The sequence below is a fragment of the Paenibacillus sp. NPDC056933 genome (assembly GCF_042674385.1).
In the GTDB taxonomy this organism is placed as follows: domain Bacteria; phylum Bacillota; class Bacilli; order Paenibacillales; family Paenibacillaceae; genus Paenibacillus.
The window spans coordinates 149,745-175,624 of record NZ_JBHUQN010000006.1; the positions used below are offsets into that span (position 1 = coordinate 149,745).

27 protein-coding genes are annotated in these 25,880 nt (G+C 47.1%); 7 read left to right on the forward strand and 20 right to left on the reverse strand.

Annotation, left to right across the window (positions count from 1 at the left end; all coding sequences use genetic code 11):
* The first annotated feature begins 67 nt into the window (after positions 1-67).
* Positions 68-856 carry an undecaprenyl-diphosphate phosphatase gene (locus tag ACFTRD_RS28720; protein ID WP_064641143.1) on the forward strand — a complete coding sequence of 263 codons (789 nt, stop codon included), beginning with the start codon at positions 68-70 and terminating at the stop codon, positions 854-856.
* 527 nt (positions 857-1,383) lie between these two features.
* Here ACFTRD_RS28720 and ACFTRD_RS28725 read toward each other — a convergent pair.
* The 5 genes from ACFTRD_RS28725 to ACFTRD_RS28745 all read right to left on the reverse strand — a co-directional run bounded on the left by ACFTRD_RS28725 (position 1,384) and on the right by ACFTRD_RS28745 (position 4,656).
* Positions 1,384-1,710: a thioredoxin family protein gene (locus ACFTRD_RS28725; RefSeq protein ID WP_379385950.1), complete on the reverse strand. Its 327-nt coding sequence runs from the start codon at positions 1,708-1,710 to the stop codon at positions 1,384-1,386.
* Positions 1,711-1,795: 85 nt separating this feature from the next.
* Positions 1,796-2,704, reverse strand: coding sequence for an aldo/keto reductase (locus tag ACFTRD_RS28730; RefSeq protein ID WP_379385952.1), 909 nt, complete (start codon positions 2,702-2,704; stop codon positions 1,796-1,798).
* Between the two features lie 145 nt (positions 2,705-2,849).
* Positions 2,850-3,029: a hypothetical protein gene (locus ACFTRD_RS28735; RefSeq protein ID WP_379385954.1), complete on the reverse strand. Its 180-nt coding sequence runs from the start codon at positions 3,027-3,029 to the stop codon at positions 2,850-2,852.
* A 229-nt stretch (positions 3,030-3,258) separates the two neighbouring features.
* A complete protein-coding gene (gene gpmA, locus ACFTRD_RS28740) occupies positions 3,259-4,002 on the reverse strand; it encodes a 2,3-diphosphoglycerate-dependent phosphoglycerate mutase (protein ID WP_379385956.1) in 744 nt (247 codons plus the stop codon).
* A gap of 69 nt (positions 4,003-4,071) precedes the next feature.
* Positions 4,072-4,656 carry a DUF420 domain-containing protein gene (locus tag ACFTRD_RS28745; RefSeq protein ID WP_379385958.1) on the reverse strand — a complete coding sequence of 195 codons (585 nt, stop codon included), beginning with the start codon at positions 4,654-4,656 and terminating at the stop codon, positions 4,072-4,074.
* Between the two features lie 375 nt (positions 4,657-5,031).
* Here ACFTRD_RS28745 and ACFTRD_RS28750 point away from each other — a divergent pair, with 375 nt between their 5' ends.
* Positions 5,032-6,222 carry a cation:proton antiporter gene (locus ACFTRD_RS28750; RefSeq protein ID WP_379385960.1) on the forward strand — a complete coding sequence of 397 codons (1,191 nt, stop codon included), beginning with the start codon at positions 5,032-5,034 and terminating at the stop codon, positions 6,220-6,222.
* A gap of 388 nt (positions 6,223-6,610) precedes the next feature.
* The gene (locus ACFTRD_RS28755; RefSeq protein ID WP_379385962.1) at positions 6,611-7,264 is read left to right on the forward strand and encodes a transcriptional regulator; all 654 of its coding nucleotides are present in this window, start codon (positions 6,611-6,613) and stop codon (positions 7,262-7,264) included.
* A 433-nt stretch (positions 7,265-7,697) separates the two neighbouring features.
* Here ACFTRD_RS28755 and ACFTRD_RS28760 read toward each other — a convergent pair whose 3' ends face one another.
* The 10 genes from ACFTRD_RS28760 to ACFTRD_RS28805 all read right to left on the reverse strand — a co-directional run bounded on the left by ACFTRD_RS28760 (position 7,698) and on the right by ACFTRD_RS28805 (position 16,734).
* Positions 7,698-8,183, reverse strand: coding sequence for a DedA family protein (locus ACFTRD_RS28760; RefSeq protein ID WP_053780148.1), 486 nt, complete (start codon positions 8,181-8,183; stop codon positions 7,698-7,700).
* A 13-nt stretch (positions 8,184-8,196) separates the two neighbouring features.
* Positions 8,197-8,742, reverse strand: a complete 546-nt coding sequence (gene pssA, locus ACFTRD_RS28765) for a CDP-diacylglycerol--serine O-phosphatidyltransferase (RefSeq protein WP_062325959.1) — start codon at positions 8,740-8,742, stop codon at positions 8,197-8,199.
* A 20-nt stretch (positions 8,743-8,762) separates the two neighbouring features.
* Positions 8,763-10,520 (reverse strand): sensor histidine kinase, encoded by a 1,758-nt coding sequence (locus ACFTRD_RS28770; RefSeq protein WP_379385964.1) that lies wholly within the window; start codon positions 10,518-10,520, stop codon positions 8,763-8,765.
* Positions 10,517-11,197: a response regulator transcription factor gene (locus ACFTRD_RS28775; RefSeq protein WP_379385966.1), complete on the reverse strand. Its 681-nt coding sequence runs from the start codon at positions 11,195-11,197 to the stop codon at positions 10,517-10,519. Before ACFTRD_RS28775 ends, ACFTRD_RS28770 begins: the two co-directional genes overlap by 4 nt.
* A gap of 246 nt (positions 11,198-11,443) precedes the next feature.
* Positions 11,444-12,256 carry a bifunctional hydroxymethylpyrimidine kinase/phosphomethylpyrimidine kinase gene (thiD, locus tag ACFTRD_RS28780; RefSeq protein WP_192270897.1) on the reverse strand — a complete coding sequence of 271 codons (813 nt, stop codon included), beginning with the start codon at positions 12,254-12,256 and terminating at the stop codon, positions 11,444-11,446.
* 105 nt (positions 12,257-12,361) lie between these two features.
* On the reverse strand, positions 12,362-13,060 hold the full coding sequence (locus ACFTRD_RS28785; protein WP_379385969.1) for an ABC transporter permease: 699 nt from the start codon (positions 13,058-13,060) through the stop codon (positions 12,362-12,364).
* The gene (locus tag ACFTRD_RS28790) at positions 13,053-13,976 is read right to left on the reverse strand and encodes an ABC transporter ATP-binding protein (RefSeq protein ID WP_379385971.1); all 924 of its coding nucleotides are present in this window, start codon (positions 13,974-13,976) and stop codon (positions 13,053-13,055) included. Before ACFTRD_RS28790 ends, ACFTRD_RS28785 begins: the two co-directional genes overlap by 8 nt.
* Before the next feature lie 130 nt (positions 13,977-14,106).
* On the reverse strand, positions 14,107-15,033 hold the full coding sequence (locus ACFTRD_RS28795) for a sensor histidine kinase (RefSeq protein WP_379386135.1): 927 nt from the start codon (positions 15,031-15,033) through the stop codon (positions 14,107-14,109).
* Between the two features lie 2 nt (positions 15,034-15,035).
* Complete coding sequence (locus tag ACFTRD_RS28800; RefSeq protein WP_379385973.1) at positions 15,036-15,755, reverse strand: response regulator transcription factor; 720 nt, start codon at positions 15,753-15,755, stop codon at positions 15,036-15,038.
* A 136-nt stretch (positions 15,756-15,891) separates the two neighbouring features.
* Positions 15,892-16,734, reverse strand: a complete 843-nt coding sequence (locus ACFTRD_RS28805) for a DegV family protein (RefSeq protein ID WP_379385975.1) — start codon at positions 16,732-16,734, stop codon at positions 15,892-15,894.
* 304 nt (positions 16,735-17,038) lie between these two features.
* On the opposite strand from ACFTRD_RS28805, the gene ACFTRD_RS28810 reads away from it, so the two are divergent.
* The 4 genes from ACFTRD_RS28810 to ACFTRD_RS28825 all read left to right on the forward strand — a co-directional run bounded on the left by ACFTRD_RS28810 (position 17,039) and on the right by ACFTRD_RS28825 (position 20,376).
* Entirely contained in the window at positions 17,039-17,815 is a 777-nt protein-coding gene (locus ACFTRD_RS28810) for an ABC transporter permease (protein WP_379385977.1), read from the forward strand.
* Entirely contained in the window at positions 17,812-18,612 is an 801-nt protein-coding gene (locus tag ACFTRD_RS28815; protein WP_379385979.1) for an ABC transporter permease, read from the forward strand. The genes ACFTRD_RS28810 and ACFTRD_RS28815 overlap by 4 nt, the downstream gene beginning before the upstream one ends.
* Positions 18,613-18,634: 22 nt before the next feature.
* Positions 18,635-19,603, forward strand: coding sequence for an ABC transporter ATP-binding protein (locus ACFTRD_RS28820; protein ID WP_379386137.1), 969 nt, complete (start codon positions 18,635-18,637; stop codon positions 19,601-19,603).
* Between the two features lie 95 nt (positions 19,604-19,698).
* Positions 19,699-20,376 (forward strand): M14 family metallopeptidase, encoded by a 678-nt coding sequence (locus ACFTRD_RS28825; RefSeq protein ID WP_379385981.1) that lies wholly within the window; start codon positions 19,699-19,701, stop codon positions 20,374-20,376.
* 101 nt (positions 20,377-20,477) lie between these two features.
* On the opposite strand, the gene ACFTRD_RS28830 is transcribed toward ACFTRD_RS28825, so the two are convergent.
* From ACFTRD_RS28830 to ACFTRD_RS28850, 5 genes are all read right to left on the reverse strand, one after another.
* Positions 20,478-20,885 (reverse strand): MerR family transcriptional regulator, encoded by a 408-nt coding sequence (locus ACFTRD_RS28830; protein ID WP_379385983.1) that lies wholly within the window; start codon positions 20,883-20,885, stop codon positions 20,478-20,480.
* A 25-nt stretch (positions 20,886-20,910) separates the two neighbouring features.
* Positions 20,911-22,419, reverse strand: a complete 1,509-nt coding sequence (locus tag ACFTRD_RS28835) for an alpha/beta hydrolase family protein (RefSeq protein ID WP_379385985.1) — start codon at positions 22,417-22,419, stop codon at positions 20,911-20,913.
* A 77-nt stretch (positions 22,420-22,496) separates the two neighbouring features.
* Positions 22,497-24,023, reverse strand: a complete 1,527-nt coding sequence (locus ACFTRD_RS28840) for a glycoside hydrolase family 32 protein (RefSeq protein WP_379385987.1) — start codon at positions 24,021-24,023, stop codon at positions 22,497-22,499.
* Positions 24,024-24,060: 37 nt separating this feature from the next.
* Positions 24,061-24,888, reverse strand: coding sequence for a carbohydrate ABC transporter permease (locus ACFTRD_RS28845; protein ID WP_192272920.1), 828 nt, complete (start codon positions 24,886-24,888; stop codon positions 24,061-24,063).
* Positions 24,888-25,772, reverse strand: a complete 885-nt coding sequence (locus tag ACFTRD_RS28850; protein ID WP_192270923.1) for a carbohydrate ABC transporter permease — start codon at positions 25,770-25,772, stop codon at positions 24,888-24,890. Before ACFTRD_RS28850 ends, ACFTRD_RS28845 begins: the two co-directional genes overlap by 1 nt.
* Positions 25,773-25,880 lie beyond the last annotated feature (108 nt).

Here is a 25,880-nt window from a genome sequence, read left to right on the forward strand (position 1 = left end):
GACAGCCTGTATGCTGTCATCTGCATTTCAAGGAGGAAGAGAATTGGACTTTATATCATCAATTATTATGGGCATCATCGAAGGTTTGACTGAGTTTTTGCCCGTGTCCTCGACTGGACACATGATTCTGACCGCTCACTTGCTGGGATTATCAGAGGACAACGAGTCAGTCAAAACGTTTGAGGTGGTTGTGCAACTCGGAGCTGTACTTGCTGTCGTGGTGCTGTACTGGAACAAATTCATTGATATGTTCCGCTTCACCGGAGGCAAAAGGAGCTACACCTCCCGTCTGAACCTCATTCATATCTTTTTGGCGATGGTTCCAGCCGTAGTCATTGGACTTGTATTCCGTGATTGGATCAAGGCGCATCTTTTTGGTGCACAGACGGTGCTGTACAGTCTTGTCATTGGTGGTATTCTAATGATTGTCGCTGAACGATGGAGCCACCGTAGTGAGCGCATCACAACCCATGATGTAGACGATATTACGTATAAACAGGCATTTGTTGTGGGTCTTTTTCAGATTCTCGCATTATGGCCAGGCTTCTCCCGTTCCGGTTCGACGATCTCCGGTGGACTGTTTGCAGGGGTAAGCCGGGTTGCTGCGGCGGAATTTACATTCCTGGTATCTGTGCCGATTATGATTGGAGCCACAGGATATGATCTGTACAAAAGTATCGATCACCTGAACACCAGTGACTTCCCCATCTTCGCCATTGGATTTATAGCTGCATTTATCGTAGCCATGCTTGCCATCAAGACGTTCCTGTCCATTTTGAAAAAACTGAGTCTGACCGTCTTTGCAGTCTATCGCTTTGTGCTGGCAGCCGTATTCTTTATCATTTTAATGATGTAGTCAGATCTTTAAGACATGTAAACCAAAGCCGATGGTAATCTCAAGTTCCTTTTGGAACTGAATTGCCATCGGCTTTGGTTTTTTCTTGTGCTTTGGAATAAGCAATATGAATTATGTACGACAGACTAGCTTTTTTTACTCTATAAAAGTATACCTGACTCAGAACCACTCTTTAACTTGAATGTTTCTATACTGATTTCTATAACTCTGATAATATTTAATCTTTTCAATCAGATTGCATCTTCTTTGTTTTTGCTCCTCCAGCCGTTTTTTCACTCCTCTCATTAACAATCGGTATCTCTGGTCGTCATTGTGGCTGAGTTGATGCATTTCTTCAAAAATCGTTTTACTCATAATGATCTCTTTCACTCCAATATTCAGATTGTAATATACATTATACTGAGATGGACTGAACAAATTCTAAACAAGCCTTCTAACGAGTTTTTTTCAAATTAACAGCAAAAAACACCTTCACATGCATGGATGGAAGGTGTTCAAATAGATCTAGCCTATGCAGATATTAGAGTTTATACCTTGGACTCAAGTGTCTCCAGGTACTCGGAGATTTGAGTAGGCGTTTTAGCCCATTTGCTGTGCAAATGTGCGATTTTTTTGCCATGCTGGAATACCAGCAGACTTGGAATACCACGTACGCCGTTCTCTTCAGCAAATGGCAGGAATTCTTCTGCATCCAGGGCATAGAAGGTTTTATCCGCATGCTGGTCGATAACGTCCCCGATAAAACGATCCAGGTTTTTGCAATCCGAACACCAGGTTGTATCAAATTTAATGACGGTAAGACCGTCAGAATTGATTGTATCGCGATATTGTTGTTCACTTTGAATTCTTTCCATATGTCTTCTCTCCCTTAATGATTTCTTTATGATTGATCTTCATTGTACCTCTTATAGTTACAATTGAAAATAGGCTGACAAACGTTTAACGGTGCTGCTTGTAGACATTGGCGGGAATGAGCTCCCGTATTTCGTTAATTTCCTCAGCCGTAAGCACTGTTGTTTCCGAGGCCGCAATATTATGCAACAACTGTTCCTTCGAACTGGCCCCTGGCACGACAGCAGCAACAGCCGGATGTGCCAGTGCATAACGAATGGCCGTTTGAGCCATGCTGCGATGATCTGTAACCAGACGGCTCAATCCTTGGCGGATGGTGTGCAATTCCTCTGGCGCATAATCCAGATAGCCTTTATCTGCCTTGGCAGCACCCGAATCGGCGAGAACCCCACTTGCCACGGGTCCACGAGCGATAACACTAATGCCCTTTTGCTCCAATAGAGGCAATACTTCTTCCTCGGCCCGGCGATCTGCTACGCTGTATTGATTCATCACGCTGACAATGGATGCCCTCCGTACATATTCCCGAATCACATTGGGACGAATGGAGGATATGCCATAATAACGGATAAGACCTTCCTGCTTCAGTTCCTCAAAGGCTTCGATCGTCTCTTCGATTGGATCATCCATTGTGCCGCCATGCAGCTGATACAGATCAATATAATCCGTCTGCAGCCGTTTCAGACTGTCACGGACAGCTTGTTTGATATAGGCTTTGGACGGGTCCCATGACCAGCCTTCTTTCCCGGGTATGCGACGATTGCCGACCTTCGTAGCCACAATCACCTGATCCCGGCGTCCCTGAATGGCCTGGCCCACGATTTCCTCATTGCGTCCTGCATCATACAGATCAGCGGTATCCAGGAGATTAACACCGTGATCCAATGCTTCATGGATCAAGGCTACAGCAGGCTTTTCTTCGGTTCCAAGCGACATACAGCCGAGTCCAATCTCGCCAACCATGAGTTCGGACGAACCCAGTCGATTTTTCTTCATAGGTTGTACATCCCCTTCCATACGTTCTGCAAGTTTCCATTGTATCATTCTTGCAGGCAAAAATCGCATGTCATATGAGCGCACACAAAAACCCGGGACCTTTCCAGTTCCGGGCTTCTATGCAAAGTGACTCCTAAGCCAATATCTATTTTAAATCCACTCGTGAACCTTTTTGGCTTCCATAAGACGGGCTTGAAGATGAACTTGAGCTTTTCATGATTCCCGATACAGTACTGAACAGCTTATCCCTTGCTTGTTTGTTCCTCATCAAATAAGTCACACCTGCTCCAATGGCTGTTACAATAATTCCACTTTTTTTAGACATATGTTGTTCCTCCTTCAGGATTAATGTACATCGTGTCTTGCTTGAGATTACCCTGTAGGAGAGAAACGAAACGTCAGATGCAATCGCAAAAATTAAAGAATGGCTATTACAACATAAAAAATGGCCACCTGAGAATTCAGGAGCCATCTTCTAACGTGTTGTATACGTTGAACCCATTGTTACTACTGCTGACCCATGCTCAACCCTGTTCGGTCAGAAAAATGTTCGATTAATCGGACGGTGGTGCAACATGAGTCATTTCCTCATGTTTGTACGTGGAGCCGTCCGCAGTGAGGTAAAAATGTCCGATCGGGTGCAGATCTTCATCCAGTTCATAGACCAGCGGAATGCCTGTAGGGATATTAAGCGCCATTACGTCCGCTTCGGACATCTGGTCCAAATGCATGACGAGTGAACGGAGCGTATTACCGTGCGCGGAGATCAGTACTCTTTTGCCTGCCGATACCATCGGTTTGATCTCTGTGTTCCAATATTCCAGTACCCGCTTGGATGTATCCATCAAATTCTCCGTACGCGGAATGGTACAGCCTAGCCGTTGATACTTGTCCTGGTCCTGTACATAACGATCATCTGTTTCGTCCAGCGCCGGGGGAGATACGCTAATGGAGCGTCTCCACTCCATCACTTGCTCCTCGCCATACTTCAGGGCAGTCTGCTGTTTGTTCAGTCCTTGCAAGGCACCATAGTGGCGCTCGTTCAGCTTCCACGTCTTCGTAATAGGAATCCACATCCGGTCCATCTCATCGAGTGCAATATCCAGTGTTCGAATCGAGCGTTTGAGTACCGAAGCATAAGCATAATCAAAATCAAAACCCTGTTCCTTCAGGATTTTTCCCGCTTTACGCGCCTCTCCGTATCCATCGGTCGTCAGATCCACATCCGTCCAACCGGTAAAACGGTTCTCTACATTCCACATACTCTGTCCATGGCGAATTAATACGACTCTGTACATAAACGTGAACCCTCCTTCCATGAAACCATTACCCGCAAGGCGAGCCGGATATGCCCATGATATGTGAAATTAATAGTATGGTGCCATCATCAGATATACAACTACACCCGTGGAGCTAACATACAGCCAAATCGGCATCGTCCAACGGGCAATTTTCCGGTGTTTCTTCAATTGATTTGTCCAGCCCCATACCAGAGTGAACAGAGCGAGTGGCACAATGATGGCTGCCAAAATGCTATGCGTAATCAGAATAAAGAAATAGATGGAACGAATGATGCCTTCTCCACCGTATTTGGACGTTTCCGGAGACAGATAGTGAAACGATAAATACGTAACAAGGAATAACAGGGTCGTCGTAAATGCAGCAAGGATGAAACGTTTGTGCAGTTTCACATTCCGCTTGATAATGGCAATCAAGGCCGCAAGCAGGAAAATGAAAGTGAAGCTGTTGAACACGGCATTAAACCGTGGCAACACGGTAATGTCAAAGGCCACATCGCCTTTGTATCCGATAGACGGTGCAAAGAACAACAATAAAATAATGACATTGGCGAGAATGGAAATGGTAATAATGATACCTGCAAAATTTTTATTACTAGTCGGGGCAATCTGATTGGATTGAATGTTTGGGTCCCCTTTGTCATGTTTGCCCAATGAAAAATCCTCCTCATATCCTAACTTCTATGTTCTATCTCATTATATCTTGCCATTTCTCGACTGTTAAGTGACAACACTCTGAACAAAAAGCCTCGCCAAGTACCCTTAAAATGCCCCTTTGAGGCCATTTTCATTAAAAGCTCACCCCACCTGGTTTACCCCATCCTGTATATGTGGTATAATTAATGCAATTAATCACATACGCGTTGAACTGGAGGAGCCTGTCACCAAGGGCCCTCCTTGTCTTTTTTTAAGGCATAAAGCGGCACAATAACAAGCGCCGCTTTATGCCTTTTTCTGTGTTTAAGGCTGGAATGATCTTCCCTTGGGCTGGTTACCCTATAAACGCTATTACTGGAAGGGAGAACAATTATGGAATTTGTTTTGGTACTTGCACTTATTCTTATTTTCACCAAGTTGGCTGGGGATTTATCGGTAAGACTCGGTCAGCCATCGGTATTGGGCAAATTGATCGTCGGTGTTATTCTTGGACCTGCCCTGCTCGGCTGGGTTCAACCGAATGATTTCATCCACTATATGTCCGAAATTGGGGTATTACTGCTCATGTTCATTGCTGGACTCGAAACGGATCTGGAGCAATTGAAGAAAAATTGGAAGGCAGCTTTTGCTGTTGCCGTGGGTGGTATCATTCTGCCATTCATCGGAGGTTATGGAGCTGCCGCTGCATTCGGCATGTCGCAGACACATGCTTTGTTCTTTGGACTGTTGTTCTGTGCCACTTCGGTCAGCATCTCGGTTCAAACGTTAAAAGACATGAATCAGCTCAGCTCTCGTGAGGGTACAACGATTCTTGGAGCAGCTGTCGTCGATGATGTACTGGTTGTTGTCATCCTCGCTGTCATGATGAGTTTGCTCGGAACAGGGGCAACCGATACTTCAATCTCGCTGCTCATCGGCAAGAAACTGCTATTCTTTGTTATTATTATCGCTGCAAGCTGGTTCCTTGTTCCACGCATCATGAAGTGGATGGCTCCGCTGAAGGTGACGGAAACCGTTATTACAGCCGGATTAATCATCTGTTTTGGCTTTTCGTACTTTGCGGAATGGATGGGTGTTGCAGGTATTATCGGGGCCTTTGCGGCAGGTATCGCCATCTCCCAGACGAACTTCAAACATGAGGTCGAAACCAAAGTTGAACCGATCGCTTACAGCATTTTTGTTCCGGTATTCTTTGTAAGCATCGGTTTGAACGTAACTTTTGACGGCGTGGGTTCACAAATCTGGTTCATTATCGTCATCAGTCTCATCGCCATTGTAACCAAGCTTCTGGGCGGAGGAGCAGGTGCGCGTCTGACCGGATTTGATCGCTCATCCTCCCTCGCCATTGGTGCAGGCATGATTTCCCGAGGGGAAGTGGCTCTCATTATCGCCTCCACCGGACTTGCTTCCGGATTACTCGACCCTGAGTATTTCACCAGTGTGGTCATTATGGTTATCGTTACAACGCTAGTTACGCCACCACTACTCAAAATCACTTTTGCACGCAAAAAAGGGGAACCTCAGGTTGAAAAAGGCATTGAGGAAGCTCATTTGAATAGGTAACGTCATTAACTAGTAAGAACGTTAAGAATACAGGGTACGGGTTATTAATGCAGATGTAGGTGCAGATGTAGTACAACGCAGTTCACAGTATCCCGAATTGTTTAAGATGTTTGAGATATGCCTGAATAACCAGAAACTGAAAGTACCACATGAAATATCGATATAATACTGTACTCAAACCATGAGGTATTGAAGAGTCCAAGCTTTAAACGGTATTGAAATTAATCTTCCTTTAACGTTATACTTGTCCTTAGAGAATAATTTCAGGTCGTGAAGCACACGCCGCTTTGGCACATTTTTCACCTTCAATTCAAGAAGGTCGTAAATGTTCAGAGCGGCTTTTTGCTTTTTATAATATTCGTTCGACCATAGGGAGGAACTGATTACGATGAATATTGGATTTGAACAGGCTTATGAGGAGTGGATGCACTCGCTTCTGGAGAAGGAAACTAACCTTAGAGTGCGTTCAAGAATAGAAAATGGACTCGAACATGGTACTTTGGAATTTCTACGTTCGATTTGGTTTCCGGTTGTCAGGAACTTCAACCATTTGCAACCAGAATGGGAGGTTCAGGATTTTCATAACGGCTATCGATATCTTGATCTGGCTTATTTTCCAGGTAACGGCGTTAAGGGAGCAATTGAAATACAAGGATATGGGCCGCACGCCCGCGATCTCGATGTACGTCACTTTAAAGATCTATGCTGGCGGCATTGTTTGCTGACACTTGATGATTGGACATTTTTACCGATAGATTATCTTTCCATAAAGGAGGAACCTAAACGTTGCCAACAACTTGTGCTTTCTTTTATGGGGAAATTCGTTGCCACAGATACACCGTCATCCTTCAATTGGCTCGAAGCAGAGTGTATTCGTTATACCAGACGCATCATGCGTCCCTTTACCCCATCAGAACTAGCAACCCACCTGCGGATCACAGATCAGCATGCTCGAAGAATTCTGCACAGCTTGGTCAATCAACAGGTACTACACGTCGCAAGTGGCAAACAAAGATATCGAACATATGCGTTACGAACCTAGGACACTCTATTTCACCGAAATTCGTCACGCCCGTTTTCTAACGAATTCAAGACACGTTATTTCTAAGAAATCGAATCTTTTGCGACTATATATCCAACTTTTCCTGAAATAAGAATGATGTGGTTCGTTAGAATTTTAACATCGCCAATAACTCATTAATAAGCACATTCCAGTTCGTTAAAAATTCGTTCAGGTGGGTTATCATCTGTAGTCCATTAAAAAGAACGTTATAGCTGTCTCTCATAGGATGAATTCGTTACAGTTCTTCTAAAAGCTGTTTCAGGTTGGTTGGTTGGTTGGTTGGTTGGTTGATTTTCGTTGATGTCCGTTAAAGTCGGTATTCTTTAAGGACCTACACAAACACCAACAAAAAAAGACCACTCCATTAAAAAGAGGTCTTTATCCTCGCCTGTTCATAACAGGCTGTCCCATTTTAAGTTAACACACCTACGTAAAAACCGATCGATATAAACACAACACACCATATAAACGCCCCAATGCTGGAGACAAGAACGTATCGTCCTATAGCCATGCGGCTGATCCCGGAGAAGCAACACATTAGATGTCGAATGCCTGGAATGAAATATCCCAGTATGATGGACCAATACCCATATTTCAAAAACCAGGACTCCACCCTTCCCAACCGTTTGGCATTGACCCCGACCCATTTACCATACTTCTCCACCAGTGGCCGGCCGGCCTTCTTGCCAATCGTGTAACTCAGAAGTCCTCCAGTAAACGCTCCGCCAAAACTGACAACGATAGACACCGAATAGTTAAGCACCGAGATGGAGGCGAGATAACCGACAAAGGTCATCATCACCTCATCCGGAATAGGCATGCCAATCACGCCAAGAGCCAACAGTCCGTAGATTGCGAAATAACCATATTGACCAATAAATTCTCTAGCAAATTCCATACTGACTCGCTCCTTATTTCGGTTCCACAATATCCTTCTCATGGGGGGCTAGCACTTGTTTTAGAGATGGGAATCGGATTTGGCTAACCATTAGACCGGATAATACAACAATGACAAGATAGGCTACACCATGAGTGAAATAAGGACTCCAGAGCGCGAAAAAGGACATAAGACCACCTGCAAACGTAATCGGCATGCCAACAAACCCATGGCTTGCCGTCTTCTGGCAATTGTATCGTGCAAGACGCAATGCACCACATACCGGGAATAATGCGGTCAGCGCCATACCCAGCGCATTTACTTCGTTCATGGAGTTCAAATAAAGGATCAGCACGGGTGCGGTCCCGAACGAAACGACATCAGCCAGCGAATCCAGTGCTTTGCCGAATTCACCCTCACAATGCAATTTACGGGCAGCAAACCCGTCAAACAAATCAAAGAACATGGCAACCCAGATCATCGTAACAGCCAGAGCAAACTCGCCATGAATAGCCATTATGACAGCCAACATGCCTGAAGTTAGATTGCCCAACGTTAATATGGACGGTAAAGATTTCATAGACTTGACTCCCTTTCGTACTATTCATTAGGAAAAATAATATAAAAACGGACTCCGTCCGGCGTGTTCTCCACGCCATAACTGCATCCATGCAAATCGAGAATCTGCTTCGCGATGGCCAGGCCGAGTCCGGTCCCTCCCATTTTGCGATTGCGTGAGCGTTCCACACGGTAAAATCTTTCCCAGATGTACTGGCGCTCCGCTTCCGAAATTTGCTCACCCTGATTCTCAATGGAGATTCGAACCTGCCCTTCGGGCCTGCTGATCTCAATCATAATATCGGTCTTAGGAATGGCATGACGTATAGCATTCATCATCATATTATAGATGACTTGCTCTAACTTGCTACGGTCTCCCTCAACGGTCTGTTCCGTAGTGGAGACCAATACGACATCCAGTTCCTTTTCCTTCAGTTGTGGACCCAGACGTCCGGCAATATCTTCAATCATATCTCCAAGAGCCACTGCATCCGTGTTCAGCTTAATCGCTTGGGATTCCAGCCGTACCAGATCCAGCATCTCTTCGACCATCGTCTCCATTTTGACCGCTTCATCGGCAATAATCTCGATGTAACGCTCACGTTTGCCCTCACTAACCCCATCTTTCAACCCCTCGGAGTACCCTTTGATGATACTGATTGGCGTTTTGAGCTCATGGGATGCATCGGCAAAGAACTCCCGCTGCCGCTGTTCAATCCGCTGCTTCATTTCCATATCGGTGCGCATCTGACTGTTCGCCTGTCTAAGCTCTTCCAGTGTCTGACCCAATGTTGTTGACAGCGCATTGAGGCTATTGGACAGACTGCCTATCTCGTCATTGCGGCGTATGGGCGATTTCACCGTGAAATCGAGGGTAGACATCTTTTTGGCAACATGGTTCAGTGCAAGCAACGGTTTGGTGACAATTCGAGATAAAAGCAGTGAAAGAAATACAATTAATACACATGCAGCAATACCGAAATAGGCATAGAATAATTGGGTGGCTTCACTTGCCTCCCTCATTTCCTGTAAGGACGTCAGTGAAAAAATAAGTTGCTGCTGGGGTCCGGTGCTGTGCACCGGGGCAATGGTGAGCACATTTCGTACACCACTCCAGCTATCGGTCCATTCTTCATTGATCATTTTCCCATTAGCGAGACTCAGCTGGTCTTCCGTAGACAAGGGAAAACGGCTGTCCAGTGCCTGCACAAGCAGTCCCTGTCTTTGGCTCCATGTTGCCAAATTGGGGAGGACAACTTCAGTCAAAACTCCAGACCATTCCTGAGCCGGTTCAGCCCATTCTTGGAAACCTTCTGTTCCCCAAACAGAGGATTGGGCATCTTTGATTTTGAATGGATATACCATGGGTTCCTTCAGGCCACTGGCTGGACCCGTCACAGTCAACTCCTTCCCATACTTCAGATGAGAAGCGATCCAGCCAGCGTTCTCACTATTGATGAACAGCGACAGGGATACTTTCACCTGTGTGCCATCCTCCCGGAGCAATGTAATGTGAAACGGGTCGTTGACCAGCTTGCCCGTGTTCGTCAGGATGACCAGATGCGACTGATTCTGCCGCATGAACTTCCCAGTCTCCTTGGCCAGCTGCACATCATTCCAATGTCCATTCGAATATTGTTGTTCAAATTTCGTCAATTTTTTCTTAATACTGCTAATCTTCTGATGCTGATAGAAGTCCGGGAACCATACCAGTTGGGCAATCACCGTTGTTCCATAGAGAAGAAGCAGGAATCCGGCCATGACCAGAAACAGTTTCATCGTTACACCGTTACGTCTCATGCCTCAGCCTCGAATCGGTAACCGGTACCGATAACGGTTCGGATACACTTGGCTTCTTCCCCAAGCTTGCTCCGAAGTTTCTTGATATGGGTATCCACCACGCGTGAATCCCCCTCAAAGTCGTATCCCCAGACCCGGTTGAGAATGGCCTCGCGGGACAATACAATGCCTTGATTTCGCGTTAAATACAGCAGCAGATCATATTCTTTGGGGGCAAGCTCCACTTCAGCTCCATCCTTCTCAAGCCGCCGTGCCCAAGGATCAAGCGTTACGCAACCAAATCGGATCACGCTCTGCTCCTTGCTAACTGCACCTTCTACCCGCTTCATTAATGTCTCTGCACGTGCCACCAGCACGCGAGGGCTGAACGGCTTCGTCACATAATCATCCACACCGAGCTGAAAGCCATGAATCTTGTCATCATCTTCCGATCGGGCAGTCAGCATTATAATAGGTACGGTCGACTGGGAACGAATATGCCCACATAGCGTCCACCCATCCATTTCCGGCATCAACACATCCAGAATGACCAGATCCACTTCATGCAGGGCCAACAGTTCCAGTGCCTCTATCCCATGTTCTGCTTCAATCACGTTCCATTGTTCTTTTATGAAATAATCGGCCACAATCTCACGAATGCGGCTTTCGTCTTCCACCAAAAGCACTGTTCTGACCATGGCCGACTCTCCTTTTAGCATCCTGATGTTAACATACCGATTCCATGTGTCGTCCATGTGTCCATCCATGTTCTGGAATGAACTCCATCTTATATACGATTAATATATACCAAAAGTTACTAAATCCCATACATTTTCGCACAAAAAAAGAAGTCGTCAATGAGCAATCCCCTGCTCATTGACGACTTCTTCCGGTTGAAACCACGTTTTTCTCCGCGATTACACGCTGCAATTACGCACCACCGCTTAGCGTAATTGCTCCAGGCGGTGTGCCACATGCAACGTTGGGCCTACAAAGCGGTTCAGCGGAAATCCGCCGGCAATCGCTTTGGTCACGAAGGCCTTGCCTTCACGAACAGCCTCTTTCACAGTAAGACCACGCGCCAAACCTGCAGTAATTGCTGCAGATGTGGTGCAGCCCGCACCATGTGTATATCCGGAGCCAACAACATCGGCTTCAAACCATTCGTAGTTTGTTCCGTCATAGAGAAGATCCATCGCTTTGCCAGGGTTAATAACACCTCTGTCCTTGATCAGGACATGCTTCGCCCCGTGATCATGAATGGCAGCTGCCGCCGATTCCATCTGCTCCTTGGAGCGAATCGGTCCACTTTTCGCGAGCTGTGATGCTTCAAACAAATTTGGTGTAACAAGATCGGCACCTGGCAACAGGAATTCGATCATTGCTTCCGTATTTTCAGGTTGCAGCACTTCGTCCGTACCTTTGCAGACCATGACCGGATCAATAACGATCTGTGGCAATCCACTGCGACGGATATGCTTCGCAACCAATTCAATGATGTCTACAGAACCCAGCATGCCCGTCTTCATTGCATCAAAACCGATACCATCAAGAACGGTGCGCAGCTGAGCCTCTACAACATTTAATTCTACAGGAAAGACCTGGTGATCCCACGTGTCAGGCTCCATCGCCACAACGGTAGTCAGCACAGTCATGCCATACACACCAAGCTCCTGAAAAGTTTTCAAATCTGCTTGAATCCCAGCACCGCCACTCGTATCTGAACCTGCGATTGTTAATGTTTTTGGAATCGTCATGGTAGTTGCATTCTCCTTCATCCTTCAGTTGACATTATCCTATCCCTTGTACGAGCGGATGTCAATGTCATCTGAAGCCATACGGAGTATGGTTTGCAGGAGAATTCAGTTCACGTCTTTCGTCTCCAGATTGATCATGGACATCGAAGCAATCCACAGTCCAATGGCACCGAGAGTTAATGGAATCACGATAATGGAATTAATTGAAACGCTGGGTCCATTGACGCCGGAACACACCACGAGCACAAGAAAAATGGACGATACCAGTGTTGCCGTGGCAGAGTGCTTACGCATCCCGAACAATAGAGGAATGAGAGCCATGGCAGCAGCCGAGAGAGAACTACTCGTGTATTTTACCAACAGCGTGAGCGCTTCATTCACCGTTAATGTGTCAGAAATAAAAGAATAGAAGTGATCTGTCGTCAGCAGGATCGCCCCCATTAACAAATCGGTAAACAGAATATTGAAAAAGATGAACAAAAAAATAATGATCAATTTGGCCGCGATAATTTTGTGACGTTTGATGGGATAGGTAAACATGACATTCATCGTTTTGTTTCGATACTCGCTAATGATCAGCTTCGATATCAGAGCGCCTCCAAAGATAATAAAGGTAGCCCGGGCAAACGTATCAATCAGAATGAAGGACACCGAATAATTCAAGAAAGCGTAGTCCTCTGCTCCGAAGTCCTCCACCCCGATCATGATCAGAAACAGCAGGATGGCAATATTGGCGATAGCCGCGCCTCCTATATAACCGGCAAACCGATGTTTGCGCAATTCCAACTTGATCAGTTTAAGCAACGTCTCCATCCCCTTTCATTAAGGTCATGAAGTGTTCTTCCAATGAATGTGCCCGCTTGAAAATGGATTCGATCTCAACACCATGCTGGATTAGTTTGCCTGTCAATTGCGATGGAGCGAGACCCTGATCATAGATGCGTACCGTGTGGTCATCGACCATTTTATAATTTTTCAACCCCAGCTGATGTTCAATCACATAGGCCGCTTTACGTGGATCCAGTGCTTGCAGCTCAATGTACTCGCTGTGGCTCCCGCGGATGCTGTCCATGGATACCTCCTCGACCAGACGTCCCCCCCGAATAACCCCAACGGTGTCCGCAACCTGTTCAATCTCGCCAAGGATATGACTGGAGATTAACAGGGTAATCCGATATTCAGAACTGAGACGTTTGAACAAATCACGCATCTCCTTGATGCCTACGGGATCGAGTCCATTGATCGGTTCATCCAAAATAAGCAGTTCCGGTGTTGTGATAAGCGCACGAGCAATGCCTAGACGCTGTTTCATCCCCAGCGAAAAGTCGCGGACTGGCTTCTTGCCTGTGTCCTTGAGACCTACATTTTCCATCATGTTATCAATGATCTTTTTGTTATAGAATCCCATGTATTCACAATGAAGCTCCAGATTTTCCCTGGCGGACAACTTATCGTAGAAGAAAGGATATTCAATGATGCTGCCCATTCGTTTCAGCAATTCATAAGAAGTAGGGGTGAGCTTTTCTCCGAACAATTCAATCTCGCCTACGGTCGGTTTGACCAGGTTGGTCAGCATTTTCATCATGGTCGTTTTCCCCGCTCCATTCGGACCAAGAAACCCGTAAATCTCCCCTTGCTTGATACTCATATTGACGTTCGATACAACCTCTGTCCCTGCATATGTCTTGGTCACATCTATCGTCCGCGCAATATATGTCATGTTCTTTATTCTCCTTTACGTTCATCCCTGACGGGTTCTTATATCTGTATTGTAAAGAGAAAAGTCTTCTTTTTTATTAATCAAATCTTACAAAAACCTTAAGCTTATCAGGTGAAGGTATACAATTGACCTAACAAGCGTTTAGCGCAACTTTGAAAACAGTCCGTTCGTAAGGTACACTATGTAACTCAATACTTCCATTCATCCGCTCCACCAGCCGCTTGGTAATAGTCAGCCCGAGACCACTGCCCTGATAGAGACGATTACGGGAATCCTCCAGTGTATACATGCGTTCAAATACACGGCTGTGCTCCTGTTCAGGAATGCCCTTGCCTCGGTCCCAGATGCTAAGTGTCACCTGCTCCCCTATTGAATAATCCAGTGAAAGACCAAGTACCTTGCCATCTGCTCCATATTTCATGGCATTGGTGATCAGATTATCCAACACACGATCCAGTGCTTCCTCATTACCTTTCACGAAGACATCATTTTCCGGAATCGACAGTTCCACTTGCAGACCCAGATTCGTTAACATGTCATAAAAAGAGAGCATCTTTATGCGACACAATTCGCTTACATTGACCTTGGTCAGTGCAAGCTCAGTATCCCCAGACTCCAGTTTCGCCAAGTCAAAAAAGGAGTGAATCAGACGCATTACCTCCTGCGCCTTATCCTGGATTTTTCCAGTCATGATTATCCGTTCCTGATCTGTTAGGGAAGTGCTGTGCAGTAGCGTTTCACTATAACCCAGCACGACCGTAAGCGGCGTCTTCAGATCATGTGAGATGTTGGAGAGCATGTTGCGCATCTCCTTCTCCTGATTGGCATAACCCGCCTCAGCCCGATGGGCATGATCCAGCAGCTGATTCATGTCTTTAAGTAGCTTGCTAATTTGGGGATCACTGTTAAATACGAGCAGGCGTTCAAACGTTCCTTTATCTATGATAGCGTTCAGTTTCTCGTGTATGTAGGTTAGATGGATACTCCGTTTATGCAGCCTTACGCTTAATAATATGACGACAAGAGCCAATATTCCGGTAGAAAAGGCCAAGATCAGCGTCACGCCGGGTCCACCTCCAGCTTATAACCGATGCCCCACAATGTCTTGATATACCGTGGGTTGGATGGGTCAACTTCCAGCTTTTCGCGCAGACGGCGCATATGAACATTAATGATATTCTCGTCTCCGTAATAATGATCGTTCCAGACAGAAGCGTAGATTTGAGCCTTGGTAAATACTTTGCCAGGGTGGGTGACAAACATTTTGAGAATACCAAATTCCTTGGAAGTAAGCTTTACAGGTATGCCATCACGCTCAACCTCATACGTTTCCGTATCGACCACAAGTCCACCAATGTGAATGCGCTGCGCCTTGGGAGCGGCTGTAGTTGCAGGCTGTGCGGTATAGTTGGCACGACGAATAGCCGCCTTGATCCGAGCGGTCAGCTCGATCAACGAGAAGGGTTTGCTTAAGTAATCATCCGCGCCGAACCCAAGTCCAAGGGCTTTATCCACCTCTCCGTCCTTTGCGGACAGGATGAGCACAGGCACCAGACTGGTGGCACGGATCGTCTGGAGCACTTCCATACCATTTTTGTGTGGCAGCATCAGATCGAGAATGACCAAGTCATACTCAGAGTGTGATTGACTGAATTGACGTTCCGCCTCCAATCCGTCATATGCATAAGAGATGTCATAACCCTCTTTTTCCAAATAAGGACCGATCATTTCACTAATTGAGCGATCATCTTCAACAAGCAGCAAGCGATAACTTGACACCAGATTCCCTCCAACATGAATGTTTTCCTTTATTACCTCACAGTTTGCATCAATTGGCAATGAAATACGAAAAACCCGGCAGGATGAGCCACTTCATGTTTCAAAGTGAACCTCCTGTCAGGTCTTATTTACAACCTTATACCGTCTCGCTTCGTATCCAGCACAGTCCAATCGTCCCCGCACCTGCATGAATGCCTACCACAGGGATAAAAGGCATAATTTCCGTCTTCAGGCGGGGAAGCAAATCTGCAATCTGCTGTTTAATTGTAACAGCTTCTTCCTGATTGTTGGCATGCATGATGCATACTTGCTTTACTTTCCCCATATCCACCTTGAGCACATCCAGCATGCGCTGTTTAGCCCGTTTGAACGTACGAATTTTCTCATTCACGACCACTTTGCCCTCTTCAAATCGCAAGAGCAGATGAATTTTCAACAATTGACTAAGGATAAGCTGCGTACCCGACACACGACCACTACGATGAAGATGCTGGAGACTGGCCGGAATGAGGTAAAAGGACATGTTATCAATCATCTGTTCGATATGAAGTTTGATTTCGGATGCAGTATAGCCTTGCTTCTGCCATTCCAGCCCTTGCAAAATCATCTCCCGCAGCGGATAAGCGCCTGCTCTGGAATCAATGGCAGTAACGGTCACACCTGCAATTTCTGCCGCCTGCATCGATGTGTGCAGCGTTCCGCTAAGTGCAGTGGAGCAATGAATGGCAATGATCTCATCGTACTGGCCTTTCAACGACTCATACAATTCAATAAACTCACCAATCGGCGGCTGTGAACTGCTTGCGCGTGAAGCCTCACTCAGTTTCGCATAGAACAATTCCGACGAAATGTCTTCCGTCTCCCGGTAACATTCCTCACCAAATACGATGCGCAAAGGTACGATGTAAACATGATTCTGCTCAGCAAATAGGGGATCGAGTGTGCTCGTACTGTCCGTGACCCATGCAATTTTCCTCATTCCAACCTTCTCTCTTGCCGGATTGTTGAAGCTGTATCCTCAATCGTCAGGCACATGCCCGGCGGATTATTTAAAATTTGAATAGTTCATATTGTAAACGTTTGCGTTCTTCTCCCCAATTATAAAGGAACGGACAAACCGCTGTCTTGTGGCGCATTGTTGAACAGCTGTATTTCTTCCGGTATATCCCAAAAAAATGTCTTGCCTGTGAAGGAATAAATTGGTATGCTGTTGTCCTTCTCTCTTTTTCGCCTTGACTGAAGTGAACGGGACCGCCGTTCAACCAACTTATCGGAGGTGTCACATGCTTTATTTCACTCTGGCTTCCAAAGCCTATTCCCGGAACCTGCAATACCGCGGGGCCCACATGGTACATAACCTGGCAAGCGCCATGTTCGGTTACATGTATGCCTGTCTCTGGATCGGCATCGGGGCCGACCACTCTCTCGGAGAATACGGGACACAGGGGATGGTCAGTTACATTGCGTTTACGCAATCCTCTCTCTGGATCTCGGGATTTCTCACCAATGGACTTGGCATTCCACTCACGGTCAGGACAGGACAGATCGCGCTTGATCTCATGAGGCCGGTTCATTTGTTCACCCACCTGATGGCACGTGAATGGGGCCAGATCGCCTACCAGTTCGTGTACAAAAGCATTCCGATTTACCTGCTATTCTCCATCGTATTCTCTCTGCAATGGCCCTCAGAAGCTTCAACCCTGCTATTTGCCGCACTTGGTCTTGCCGGCGCATCCTATTTATCCATCTGTATGAATTACATTATTGGCGCCACCGCGATGTGGACCACGGAGTCCTCCTGGCTGCATTGGGGCAATCACGCCATGATGAATCTGCTCGCTGGTTTCTTCATCCCGCTGGAATGGCTGCCGAACTGGCTGGAGCGAATTGCCTGGCTATCGCCCTATCCCTTCCTGCTCTATGTCCCGACCCGCATCTATCTGGGTTACGAAAACGGCTCCTTGTTATGGGGAACCTTGATTTGGTGCGTCCTCATGACGTTCGTCTGTCTGGCGATCACCCAGGTACTGCGCCGTAAAGTGGAGGTGCAGGGCGGATGAAAATCACTTCCTGGTTTACTTTATATAAAATGCTCATTCGAACTAGCATCCGCAGTCGGATGCAATACAAGTTCAATTTCATCATGGCCTCCGTTCTGGCCGCATTGATTCAAATCTCCGAGTTTCTGATGGTTGCCCTGGTGCTGCATAAATTCGGAGCCATTAAAGGCTGGTCCCTTCATGAAATTGGTTACCTCTTCGCGATCATGACCCTATCCAAGACGTTATATCGAACGTTTGGCAACGAAGTGCATCATTTGGAAAAATATTTGGTCGACGGCGAACTCGATCAACTGTTAACCCGTCCTATGCCCGTATTGCTGGCCTTACTGCCCCAAAATTTCCGCATCATGGTTGGTGAAGTGTTACAAGGCGGGTTTATTCTCTGTTGGTCTCTGGCAGGCATGATGCATAGCGGACAGATCGGCTGGACTGTCATCCCCTTATCTCTGCTCGTCATCCTGACCGGTGCCATTATTCTTTTTTCGATTGGGCTTGCCACGGCAACGCTTGGATTCTGGACCACACGCATTGAAGAGCTGCAGACGATTACCGAGGATGCGGCGCGTACGGCTGCTCAATATCCGCTGACGTTATATCCCAAATGGATGTCTGGCATTCTGCTGACCGTCATCCCGGTGGGTTTCGTTAACTATGTTCCGTCACTCTATCTGCTTCGCGGCGAATTAGGTGCATGGGTTCTTATTGTGATTGTTGTTGTAGCCGTTCTGAGTCTGGCCGCAAGTCTGCGTTTCTGGAAATTCGGTTTAACCAAATATCAAAGTACAGGTAGCTAAGGAGGAAAATATCGTCATGACTATGATTACTGCGCGGCATCTGCAAAAGGAATTCAAAACCCCTGTGGTACGTGAGGGCCGGTTCTCCGGGATTCGCACCTTGTTCTCCCGTGAGTATCTATCCAAGAAAGCGGTTCAAGACATCAGCTTTGATATTGGCAAAGGAGAGTTTGTTGGATATATCGGCCCGAATGGGGCTGGCAAATCCACCACGATCAAAATGCTGACGGGTATCCTTCATCCCACCTCGGGTGAGGTATTGCTCGGTGGCATGAATCCACATCAGGAAAGGAGACGTACAGTTGGGCGCCTGGGGGTAGTGTTCGGACAGCGCAGTCAGCTCTGGTGGGATCTGCCCGTGAAGGATTCGTATGATATTTTGGCCGAGATGTACGGCGTACGTGCCGAGGATAAAAAGAAACGACTGGACCAGTTCGCAGAGCTGCTGGATCTGGAATCATTCTGGGCTACGCCTGTCCGCAAGCTCTCGCTTGGACAGCGGATGCGTGCCGATCTTGCAGCTTCCATGCTGCATGACCCGGAACTGCTTTTTCTCGATGAACCGACCATTGGACTGGATGTGAACGCGAAGCGAAACATTCGTCAATTCCTTCGTACTTTAAATGAAGAGTTTGGCAAAACGATTTTGCTGACCACTCATGACATGGACGACATTGAGCAGTTATGCAGCCGGGTGATGGTGATCAATCACGGTCAACTTACATATGACGGCTCAATCCCCTCCCTGCGCGACACGATCGGTCTGCCAACGTTTATCCGGGTGACATATCGCGGTTCGTTTAATATACCGGATGCCATATCATCCGCAATTCAAATTACAGGTACCGAAGGCCAAGTCGTCACCGTCGAAGTGAACCGAAAAGAGTGGAGCACGATGGACATTCTGAAGCAGCTCGAGCAATGGGGCGAGATTGAAGATGTTGAGATGAAAGAACCGGATTTCGAGGATATTATTCATCGGGTATATTGACTGGCCTATTTTCTTCAGATCTGGATGAGGGCCTGTTCGAATGCCGTTACATGCAGAAAGGACAGGACGTACTGTAATATTGGAGGTGAAGTGTCATGCTTGTTACCAAACACACACTTGCAGCATCCAGTGCACACGCAACTCCCTATTACCTCGTTCGAGGCACGAAGCCCGGACCCGTCATTATGATTACATCCGGAATTCACGGAAATGAAACCGCAAGCATGGCCGCTGCGCAGAAGCTGGTTAATGACTGCATGGCAGGGCGACGACACGTGGTACGCGGACTACTCATTATTGTTCCACGGGTGAATCAGAAGGCTTATCGTAACAACAGTCGAGGTAAACCTGATTTAAACCGCACGTTCCCGCGGCATCTCTCTGGCAAAGCCAAACATCCGCTTGCTTCCGCTGTCTTTCGGCTTGCCCGTCAATATGGACCTGCCTGGTGGCTGGACCTGCATGAAGCGAATGGATTATCCCAACGCAGTTCACGGGTATTGGGACAAACCTTGATTACCAATCCAGGCAGCCGGGCTGTTCCGGTATGCAAACGAATCATAGCGCGAATGAATCGGTCGATTCCCATTCGTGACAGGCACTTCACCCTGAAGCAGCACGAGTTGCCCGGTTCAGCACGAACAGCCGCAGCTCGCCTGCTTCAAGTACGCTCGGTTACAGTAGAGACCTGCTGGAGTCTGAGCCGTTCGGACCGGATCAGGTATCAGACGGATATTGTGCAACAATTTCTGCGTGAAGCAGGCTTGTTTTGAATCATTTTTGGGATGGTTGAAAAAAAACACCTTCAAGGATATCTCTCACGCCAGGCGTGTCAGAGAAAATCTTTGAAGGTGTTTATTGGTTACAGGTTACATCATGCATTCCCATCTTCCTTGTTGATCCGAAAAGATTGAATGTAATTGTGAATATCGTGCTCTGGTGTCTGGAGCAAGCCGGCAAGAAGCGTCTGCATCTGCTGCAGGTTATCGATATGCAGCTGAATCTCAGCGATTCGGTCACGTACGAGTGTCTTTAGTGCTTCACTCTCCATGTCCTCCTGACTGAGCAGCTGCAATGTATCCTGTATTTCCTTTAAGGAGTAACCCAAGGATTGGGCATCCTTAATAAATTTGATTTTGACCAGGTAATCCTCAGTATACAAACGGTATCCGTTGGACGAACGACGGGGAGCAGGCAAAATCCCGCTGTCCTCATAATAACGAAGGGTTGCCATACTTACACCCGTACATTTGGCCAACTCTCCTCTTGTCATGGTTTTCATGCCTACTCCTCCATCCTTCTACACATTATTTCGCCTGATTGCCTCGCAGCTTCGTATACTTGGTATCATAGGTGGCCTCTGGGAAACGGGCTGACGGCCCTTCCAGTAAAGGCTGCTCCTCTTCCCCCTTCAAGTAACGGTCAAAGAATGCCAATGTATACGATCTTGTAATGTCCACATTATGCTCCGGCGTCATGCCCTTTGCAAACAATTGAGGTGAAATTAATGAAATATCCGTGAAACTCTGATGGAAGAAACCATCCACGGTCAAGTAATAGGTATCATTGAGACTGCTTGTCATCACCCGATCCAGATCGGGTTCAAACTCGGGATAGAACACTTTATCCTTGGAAGTGACGTTTGGGTCCAGACTTTTGGCTGTTCCACCCGACATGATGTACATAAACGGCTGTTTCATGGCTGTCGTGGATACGGTCCCCCAGAATCCGCCTTCCAAACTGAGTCCTGCTTTGAAACGGCCATCCTGCGCCAGCGCTTCCGCTGTTGTCGCTCCGCCGTAGGAGTGACCAAAGATACCAACATGATTCAGATCAAGCTTGCCTTCGAGCAGTTGATTCGGATCATGTTTATTCCACTGGGTGAGCGTATCCAGTACAAAACTTGCGTCAGCTGCACGAATGCCAACACCTTCTATATTATGTTGATATAGTTCCTCTGACGTTGGATAGTCAGGATCTGGCTCATATGAAGCAGCATGTCCATCCAGAAATTTCACTTGAGCAGACGTATAAGGATGGTCAATCCCAACAACAATGTAGCCGTGGCTTACCAATTCTTCAATGGTGGTCATACTTTGAAAACGTGCTGAGCGCACTCCAGGCGAGAACAGTAATACTGGATATTTGCTCTGTGCGGCAGACAGCTCAGCGCCTTTAACCACATGCGTGGGAATCGTATCCAGGTAACTGAACACCATCGGTGGAATGCCAAATACCAGGCTAATGGCCTCTCCCAATTCGGCAGGATAATGATCTACTGGCATTCCTTTGGCTGTGTCCTGATCTACAGGATACCAGACGTTGATCATGAGTTCCCGCTTATCTCCTGCTTCAGCCGTTTTGGTCTCTTCCCGGGAATCATCCGTTAGCTGCTGCGAAAAAGTTCCTATGGCGTATGAACCTGTCGGTTCAGGCATTGTGAATGCAGGAAAATATGACGTCAGCACGATTGTACCTGCACTGAGAGCGAGCACCGGAATGGATGCCAAAGCCGCTTTCTTCCATGAACGATACCGGGGAATCTGCTTGTTCATATTCAGATGCGTATCCCGAACATAACCTCCTCTGCGGCTCAACTTCATGTATCGAACAATCCCGACAATGAAAAGCAAAGATGCAACGATATAGGTCGGTAACATCTGTACCCGAAAATGATCTATGAGACCATGTAAAAGAACCGCCAACACCAGTGCCATCAACGAACTGATTACAGACGTCCGATTTCTGGGGGCTACCCACATAAATAACGCAGTTGCCAAACTTACAAGTACCAACATCCATTCCAAAATTCTCATGAGTCAACCTCCACTATCTCTGTGATAAACACAGAATAAACCTTGAAGTATACTTCAAGGTCAAGGTTATTTTTAGTTTAATCTTGGACTCGCAAATCCCATTTGCAAAGTTCGACCAGTGTACAGACTCCTGAAGAGAACGCCTTGATGCCAGTTGAATTCGGCCCAGGGTATATGCGAGCAGTCATGACCTGCTCTCCCTGCTGGATGAACACTTCGATCGAGCTGATGTCAACAAAAATATGAAGTTCCAGCTTCCCATCACGAAGTTCCACTGCCGCAGCCCGTTCGCCCCCAGGTCCTTGCCCGGCATGCTCCCGATCCAGGCACAGTCGGCGCTGCTCCACATCATAGGAGATAACCGTTTCTTCCCCTTCACCGATTCGAAGCTTCAACCCGAATTGCCTAGCCTCTTCGGCTTTAAATACAGCATGCAACTCATAACGATCCCCACTCACCCCAAGATCGTATTCACCGCCAACCATACGAATATGGTTACGCTGAATGCCTTCCATTCTATACTGCTTGATCTCGGGAAGAGGCTGGAATATCAAACGTTCTCCTCTCCGGAGCAGTTGGCGCGGCAATGTCATGGCACCGGCCCACTTATGGGATGATTGTGTCGGAATATCGGTTTCCCACGTCTCCATCCAAGCAACCATAATCCGTCGTCCCTGTGCATCCTCCATGGTCTGAGGGGCATAGAAATCAAAACCATAGTCGAGCGGATAATACTGTTCGTATTCCAATACTCCCTGGTCTTCATTCAGCGTTCCCATCATGTAGACCGTGGAATGCAGATTACGGTAGTTGTCCCCCTGAGCGGGCATGCGTTGGGGAGACATGATAAGCACGTCCCGGTCATCCAGTATAAACAGATCCGGACATTCCCAGTTGTCGCCAAGAGTTCCATCACTTTGGGCCAATACGTTTACGTAGCTCCATTGCTGCAGGTCCGCTGAACGGTACAGCAATACGGCTCCTTTTCCTGCTGTATCATTCGATCCGAGGACAGTGTAGTACATCCCGTTTCGTTCGAAAACCTTGGGATCACGGAAATCCTTCGCACTGGTGTGCGCTGGAATCTGATTCAAGTCAATGACAGGGTTCTGTAGGCTCTTGACAAAATCGACGCCGTTGTTCGATTCAGCTATATTTTGTGTCTGCTGATAATCATGATCTTTGTCTGGTCCGGTTACAACATGCCCGGTATACATCAGCACGAGCTTTCCATCCTTAATGATTGCACTCCCCGAGAAACAGCCCCCGCTGTCATAAGTCTGATCCGGAGCAAGAGCTACCGGCATATGGTCCCATTTTACCAGATCATGGCTCACCGCATGTCCCCAATGCATTGGTCCCCAGACCGGGGCATAAGGATAGTACTGGTAAAAGAGATGGTACGCTCCATGGTAATAGATGAACCCGTTGGGATCATTCATCCAGCCCACCTCGGGCATTAGGTGATATTCCAGCCTGTATGCCGGATTGACCTCATGCCGATGTTGCTTAATGTAGGTATTTGCACGCTCCCGCGTAAGCTTCTCTTCTGGTCTTGCATGTACATTATCTTGCACGTTTTCTCCTGTCTGCCCATGATCCATCTTATTTCACTCCTGTCTCTCTATCTATGAACTTCGTCTATTTAATGGAGCCTTGCATTACACCCTGAATAATATATTTTTGCGCGAACAGATATACGATCAGTACAGGCAAGAGTGTCAGTACAAGCCCCGCCATTAGCGGGCCGTAATCGACCGTATACGTACCATAGAAATAAAATGTGGATAATGGCAGCGTGCGCTGTTCGGATGAAGTCAGTACCAGGGAAGGCAGCAAGAAGTCATTCCAGATCCATAGAACGTTCAGTACGGTAATCGTAACGCTTGTTGGCAGCAGCACTGGCAATACGATGCGAAAGAAGGTCTGCACTCGACCGCAGCCGTCCATCAGTGCTGCTTCTTCCAATTCCAGCGGGATACTCTTGATAAAACCATGATAGATAAATACCGCAAGCGGACTGCCAAAACCGATATACATATAAATGAGTGACCATTTGTTGTCCAGCATCCCGAGTGAGCCGTATATTTTCACGAGCGGAATCATGATGGCCTGAAAAGGAATAATCATCGCTGCAACCATCAGGAAAAAAAGATATTGGTTAAGTTTACTTTTGTGCCGTACAAAATAATGAGCCGTCATCGCTGCAAGCAGCGCGATCAGCAACACACCTGCCACCGTAATTAGCAATGAATTGCCGAAGGCAGACATATACCCCATTTTATCGAAAGCGCTAACGTAGTTATCCCATTGAAAGGACGCTGGCAGGCCGAGCGGATCGGAAGTGATGGCCTGATTGGCCTTAAATGAATTCGTGATGAGCAGCAGAAATGGAAAAATGAACAACATCATCGCTACGATTAAAGAGACCAGCTTCGCCCAGCCCAGCATGCGAGATTGTCCCGCCATCATGCTTCCACCTCCAATTTCTTGCTGAAATAGACCTGGAGCAAGGTAATGGTAGCGACCAGGATAAACAGAACAAACGCCTCCGCTTGACCAAGCCCGTAATCACGTGCAAGGAAGGCCTGCTCATACACATGCATCGATACCATTTCTGTGCTTTTGAACGGCCCTCCGCTAGTGAGGGAGACATTGAGATCGTAAACCATAAAGCCCCGTTGGAGGGACAGAAAAATGCATACAATAAACGACGGTACCATGAGTGGTAACACGATCCGTGCCAGCATCCTGCGGTTGCTTGCTCCGTCAATACTGGCCGCTTCCATCACATCCTTAGGCACATTCATCAGTCCTGCAATATAGATCACCATCATGTACCCTGCGTATTGCCAGACAGTGACCACTACTAGTGCCCAGAAAGCCTTGTCCGGGTCGGCTAGCCACGAAGCTCCGAACAGTGGAAGGTTCATTTTTTGACCAGCAAAGACCAGCACTTGATTGAAAATAAATTGCCATATGAAGCCAAGCACAATGCCGCCGACCAGATTGGGCAGAAAAAAGCCAGCCCGGAACCAGCCTTGCGCCTTCATACCCCGTGTTACCGCATAGGCAAGCAGAAATGCAACCGCATTGGTCAGAACCACGGTAATAAATACGTATTCCAGTGTCATCCCGAATGATTTCCAGAACACGGTATCCTTGAAAACGCCAATATAATTGTCCCAGCCCACGAGATTTTGCGTCACGGCAATGCCATCCCAGTCCGTAAACGTCAGATAGATCCCGTACAAAAACGGAATAATCATGACCGTCGCAAACGCCAAAAGCGTCGGACCAGTGAAGATGAGCCGGGTGCGCAAACGAGTCCATAATCCTTTTTCGGTCAGCATCGTCATCCTCCACTCTATCCAAAGGTTTCTACAGCGTTTGCCCGAAGACAAAGGAGGCGCGGAGGCACGCCTCCGGCCCATTCATCTTACCAGGCATATCACTATTTC

Coding starts and splice junctions, on each gene's coding strand:
- pssA (WP_062325959.1), bottom strand. CDS start 8,742: ATGAAATCTTTACCGTCCATATTAACGTTGGGCAATCTAACTTCAGGC.
- ACFTRD_RS28845 (WP_192272920.1), bottom strand. CDS start 24,888: ATGGCGGGACAATCTCGCATGCTGGGCTGGGCGAAGCTGGTCTCTTTA.
- thiD (WP_192270897.1), bottom strand. CDS start 12,256: ATGACGATTCCAAAAACATTAACAATCGCAGGTTCAGATACGAGTGGC.
- ACFTRD_RS28850 (WP_192270923.1), bottom strand. CDS start 25,772: ATGCTGACCGAAAAAGGATTATGGACTCGTTTGCGCACCCGGCTCATC.
- ACFTRD_RS28735 (WP_379385954.1), bottom strand. CDS start 3,029: ATGTCTAAAAAAAGTGGAATTATTGTAACAGCCATTGGAGCAGGTGTG.
- ACFTRD_RS28750 (WP_379385960.1), top strand. CDS start 5,032: ATGGAATTTGTTTTGGTACTTGCACTTATTCTTATTTTCACCAAGTTG.
- ACFTRD_RS28825 (WP_379385981.1), top strand. CDS start 19,699: ATGCTTGTTACCAAACACACACTTGCAGCATCCAGTGCACACGCAACT.
- ACFTRD_RS28830 (WP_379385983.1), bottom strand. CDS start 20,885: ATGAAAACCATGACAAGAGGAGAGTTGGCCAAATGTACGGGTGTAAGT.
- ACFTRD_RS28760 (WP_053780148.1), bottom strand. CDS start 8,183: ATGGAATTTGCTAGAGAATTTATTGGTCAATATGGTTATTTCGCAATC.
- ACFTRD_RS28775 (WP_379385966.1), bottom strand. CDS start 11,197: ATGGTCAGAACAGTGCTTTTGGTGGAAGACGAAAGCCGCATTCGTGAG.
- ACFTRD_RS28835 (WP_379385985.1), bottom strand. CDS start 22,419: ATGAGAATTTTGGAATGGATGTTGGTACTTGTAAGTTTGGCAACTGCG.
- ACFTRD_RS28805 (WP_379385975.1), bottom strand. CDS start 16,734: ATGAGGAAAATTGCATGGGTCACGGACAGTACGAGCACACTCGATCCC.
- ACFTRD_RS28840 (WP_379385987.1), bottom strand. CDS start 24,023: ATGGATCATGGGCAGACAGGAGAAAACGTGCAAGATAATGTACATGCA.
- ACFTRD_RS28810 (WP_379385977.1), top strand. CDS start 17,039: ATGCTTTATTTCACTCTGGCTTCCAAAGCCTATTCCCGGAACCTGCAA.
- ACFTRD_RS28755 (WP_379385962.1), top strand. CDS start 6,611: ATGAATATTGGATTTGAACAGGCTTATGAGGAGTGGATGCACTCGCTT.
- ACFTRD_RS28790 (WP_379385971.1), bottom strand. CDS start 13,976: ATGACATATATTGCGCGGACGATAGATGTGACCAAGACATATGCAGGG.
- ACFTRD_RS28730 (WP_379385952.1), bottom strand. CDS start 2,704: ATGAAGAAAAATCGACTGGGTTCGTCCGAACTCATGGTTGGCGAGATT.
- gpmA (WP_379385956.1), bottom strand. CDS start 4,002: ATGTACAGAGTCGTATTAATTCGCCATGGACAGAGTATGTGGAATGTA.
- ACFTRD_RS28770 (WP_379385964.1), bottom strand. CDS start 10,520: ATGAGACGTAACGGTGTAACGATGAAACTGTTTCTGGTCATGGCCGGA.
- ACFTRD_RS28720 (WP_064641143.1), top strand. CDS start 68: ATGGGCATCATCGAAGGTTTGACTGAGTTTTTGCCCGTGTCCTCGACT.
- ACFTRD_RS28725 (WP_379385950.1), bottom strand. CDS start 1,710: ATGGAAAGAATTCAAAGTGAACAACAATATCGCGATACAATCAATTCT.
- ACFTRD_RS28820 (WP_379386137.1), top strand. CDS start 18,635: ATGATTACTGCGCGGCATCTGCAAAAGGAATTCAAAACCCCTGTGGTA.
- ACFTRD_RS28815 (WP_379385979.1), top strand. CDS start 17,812: ATGAAAATCACTTCCTGGTTTACTTTATATAAAATGCTCATTCGAACT.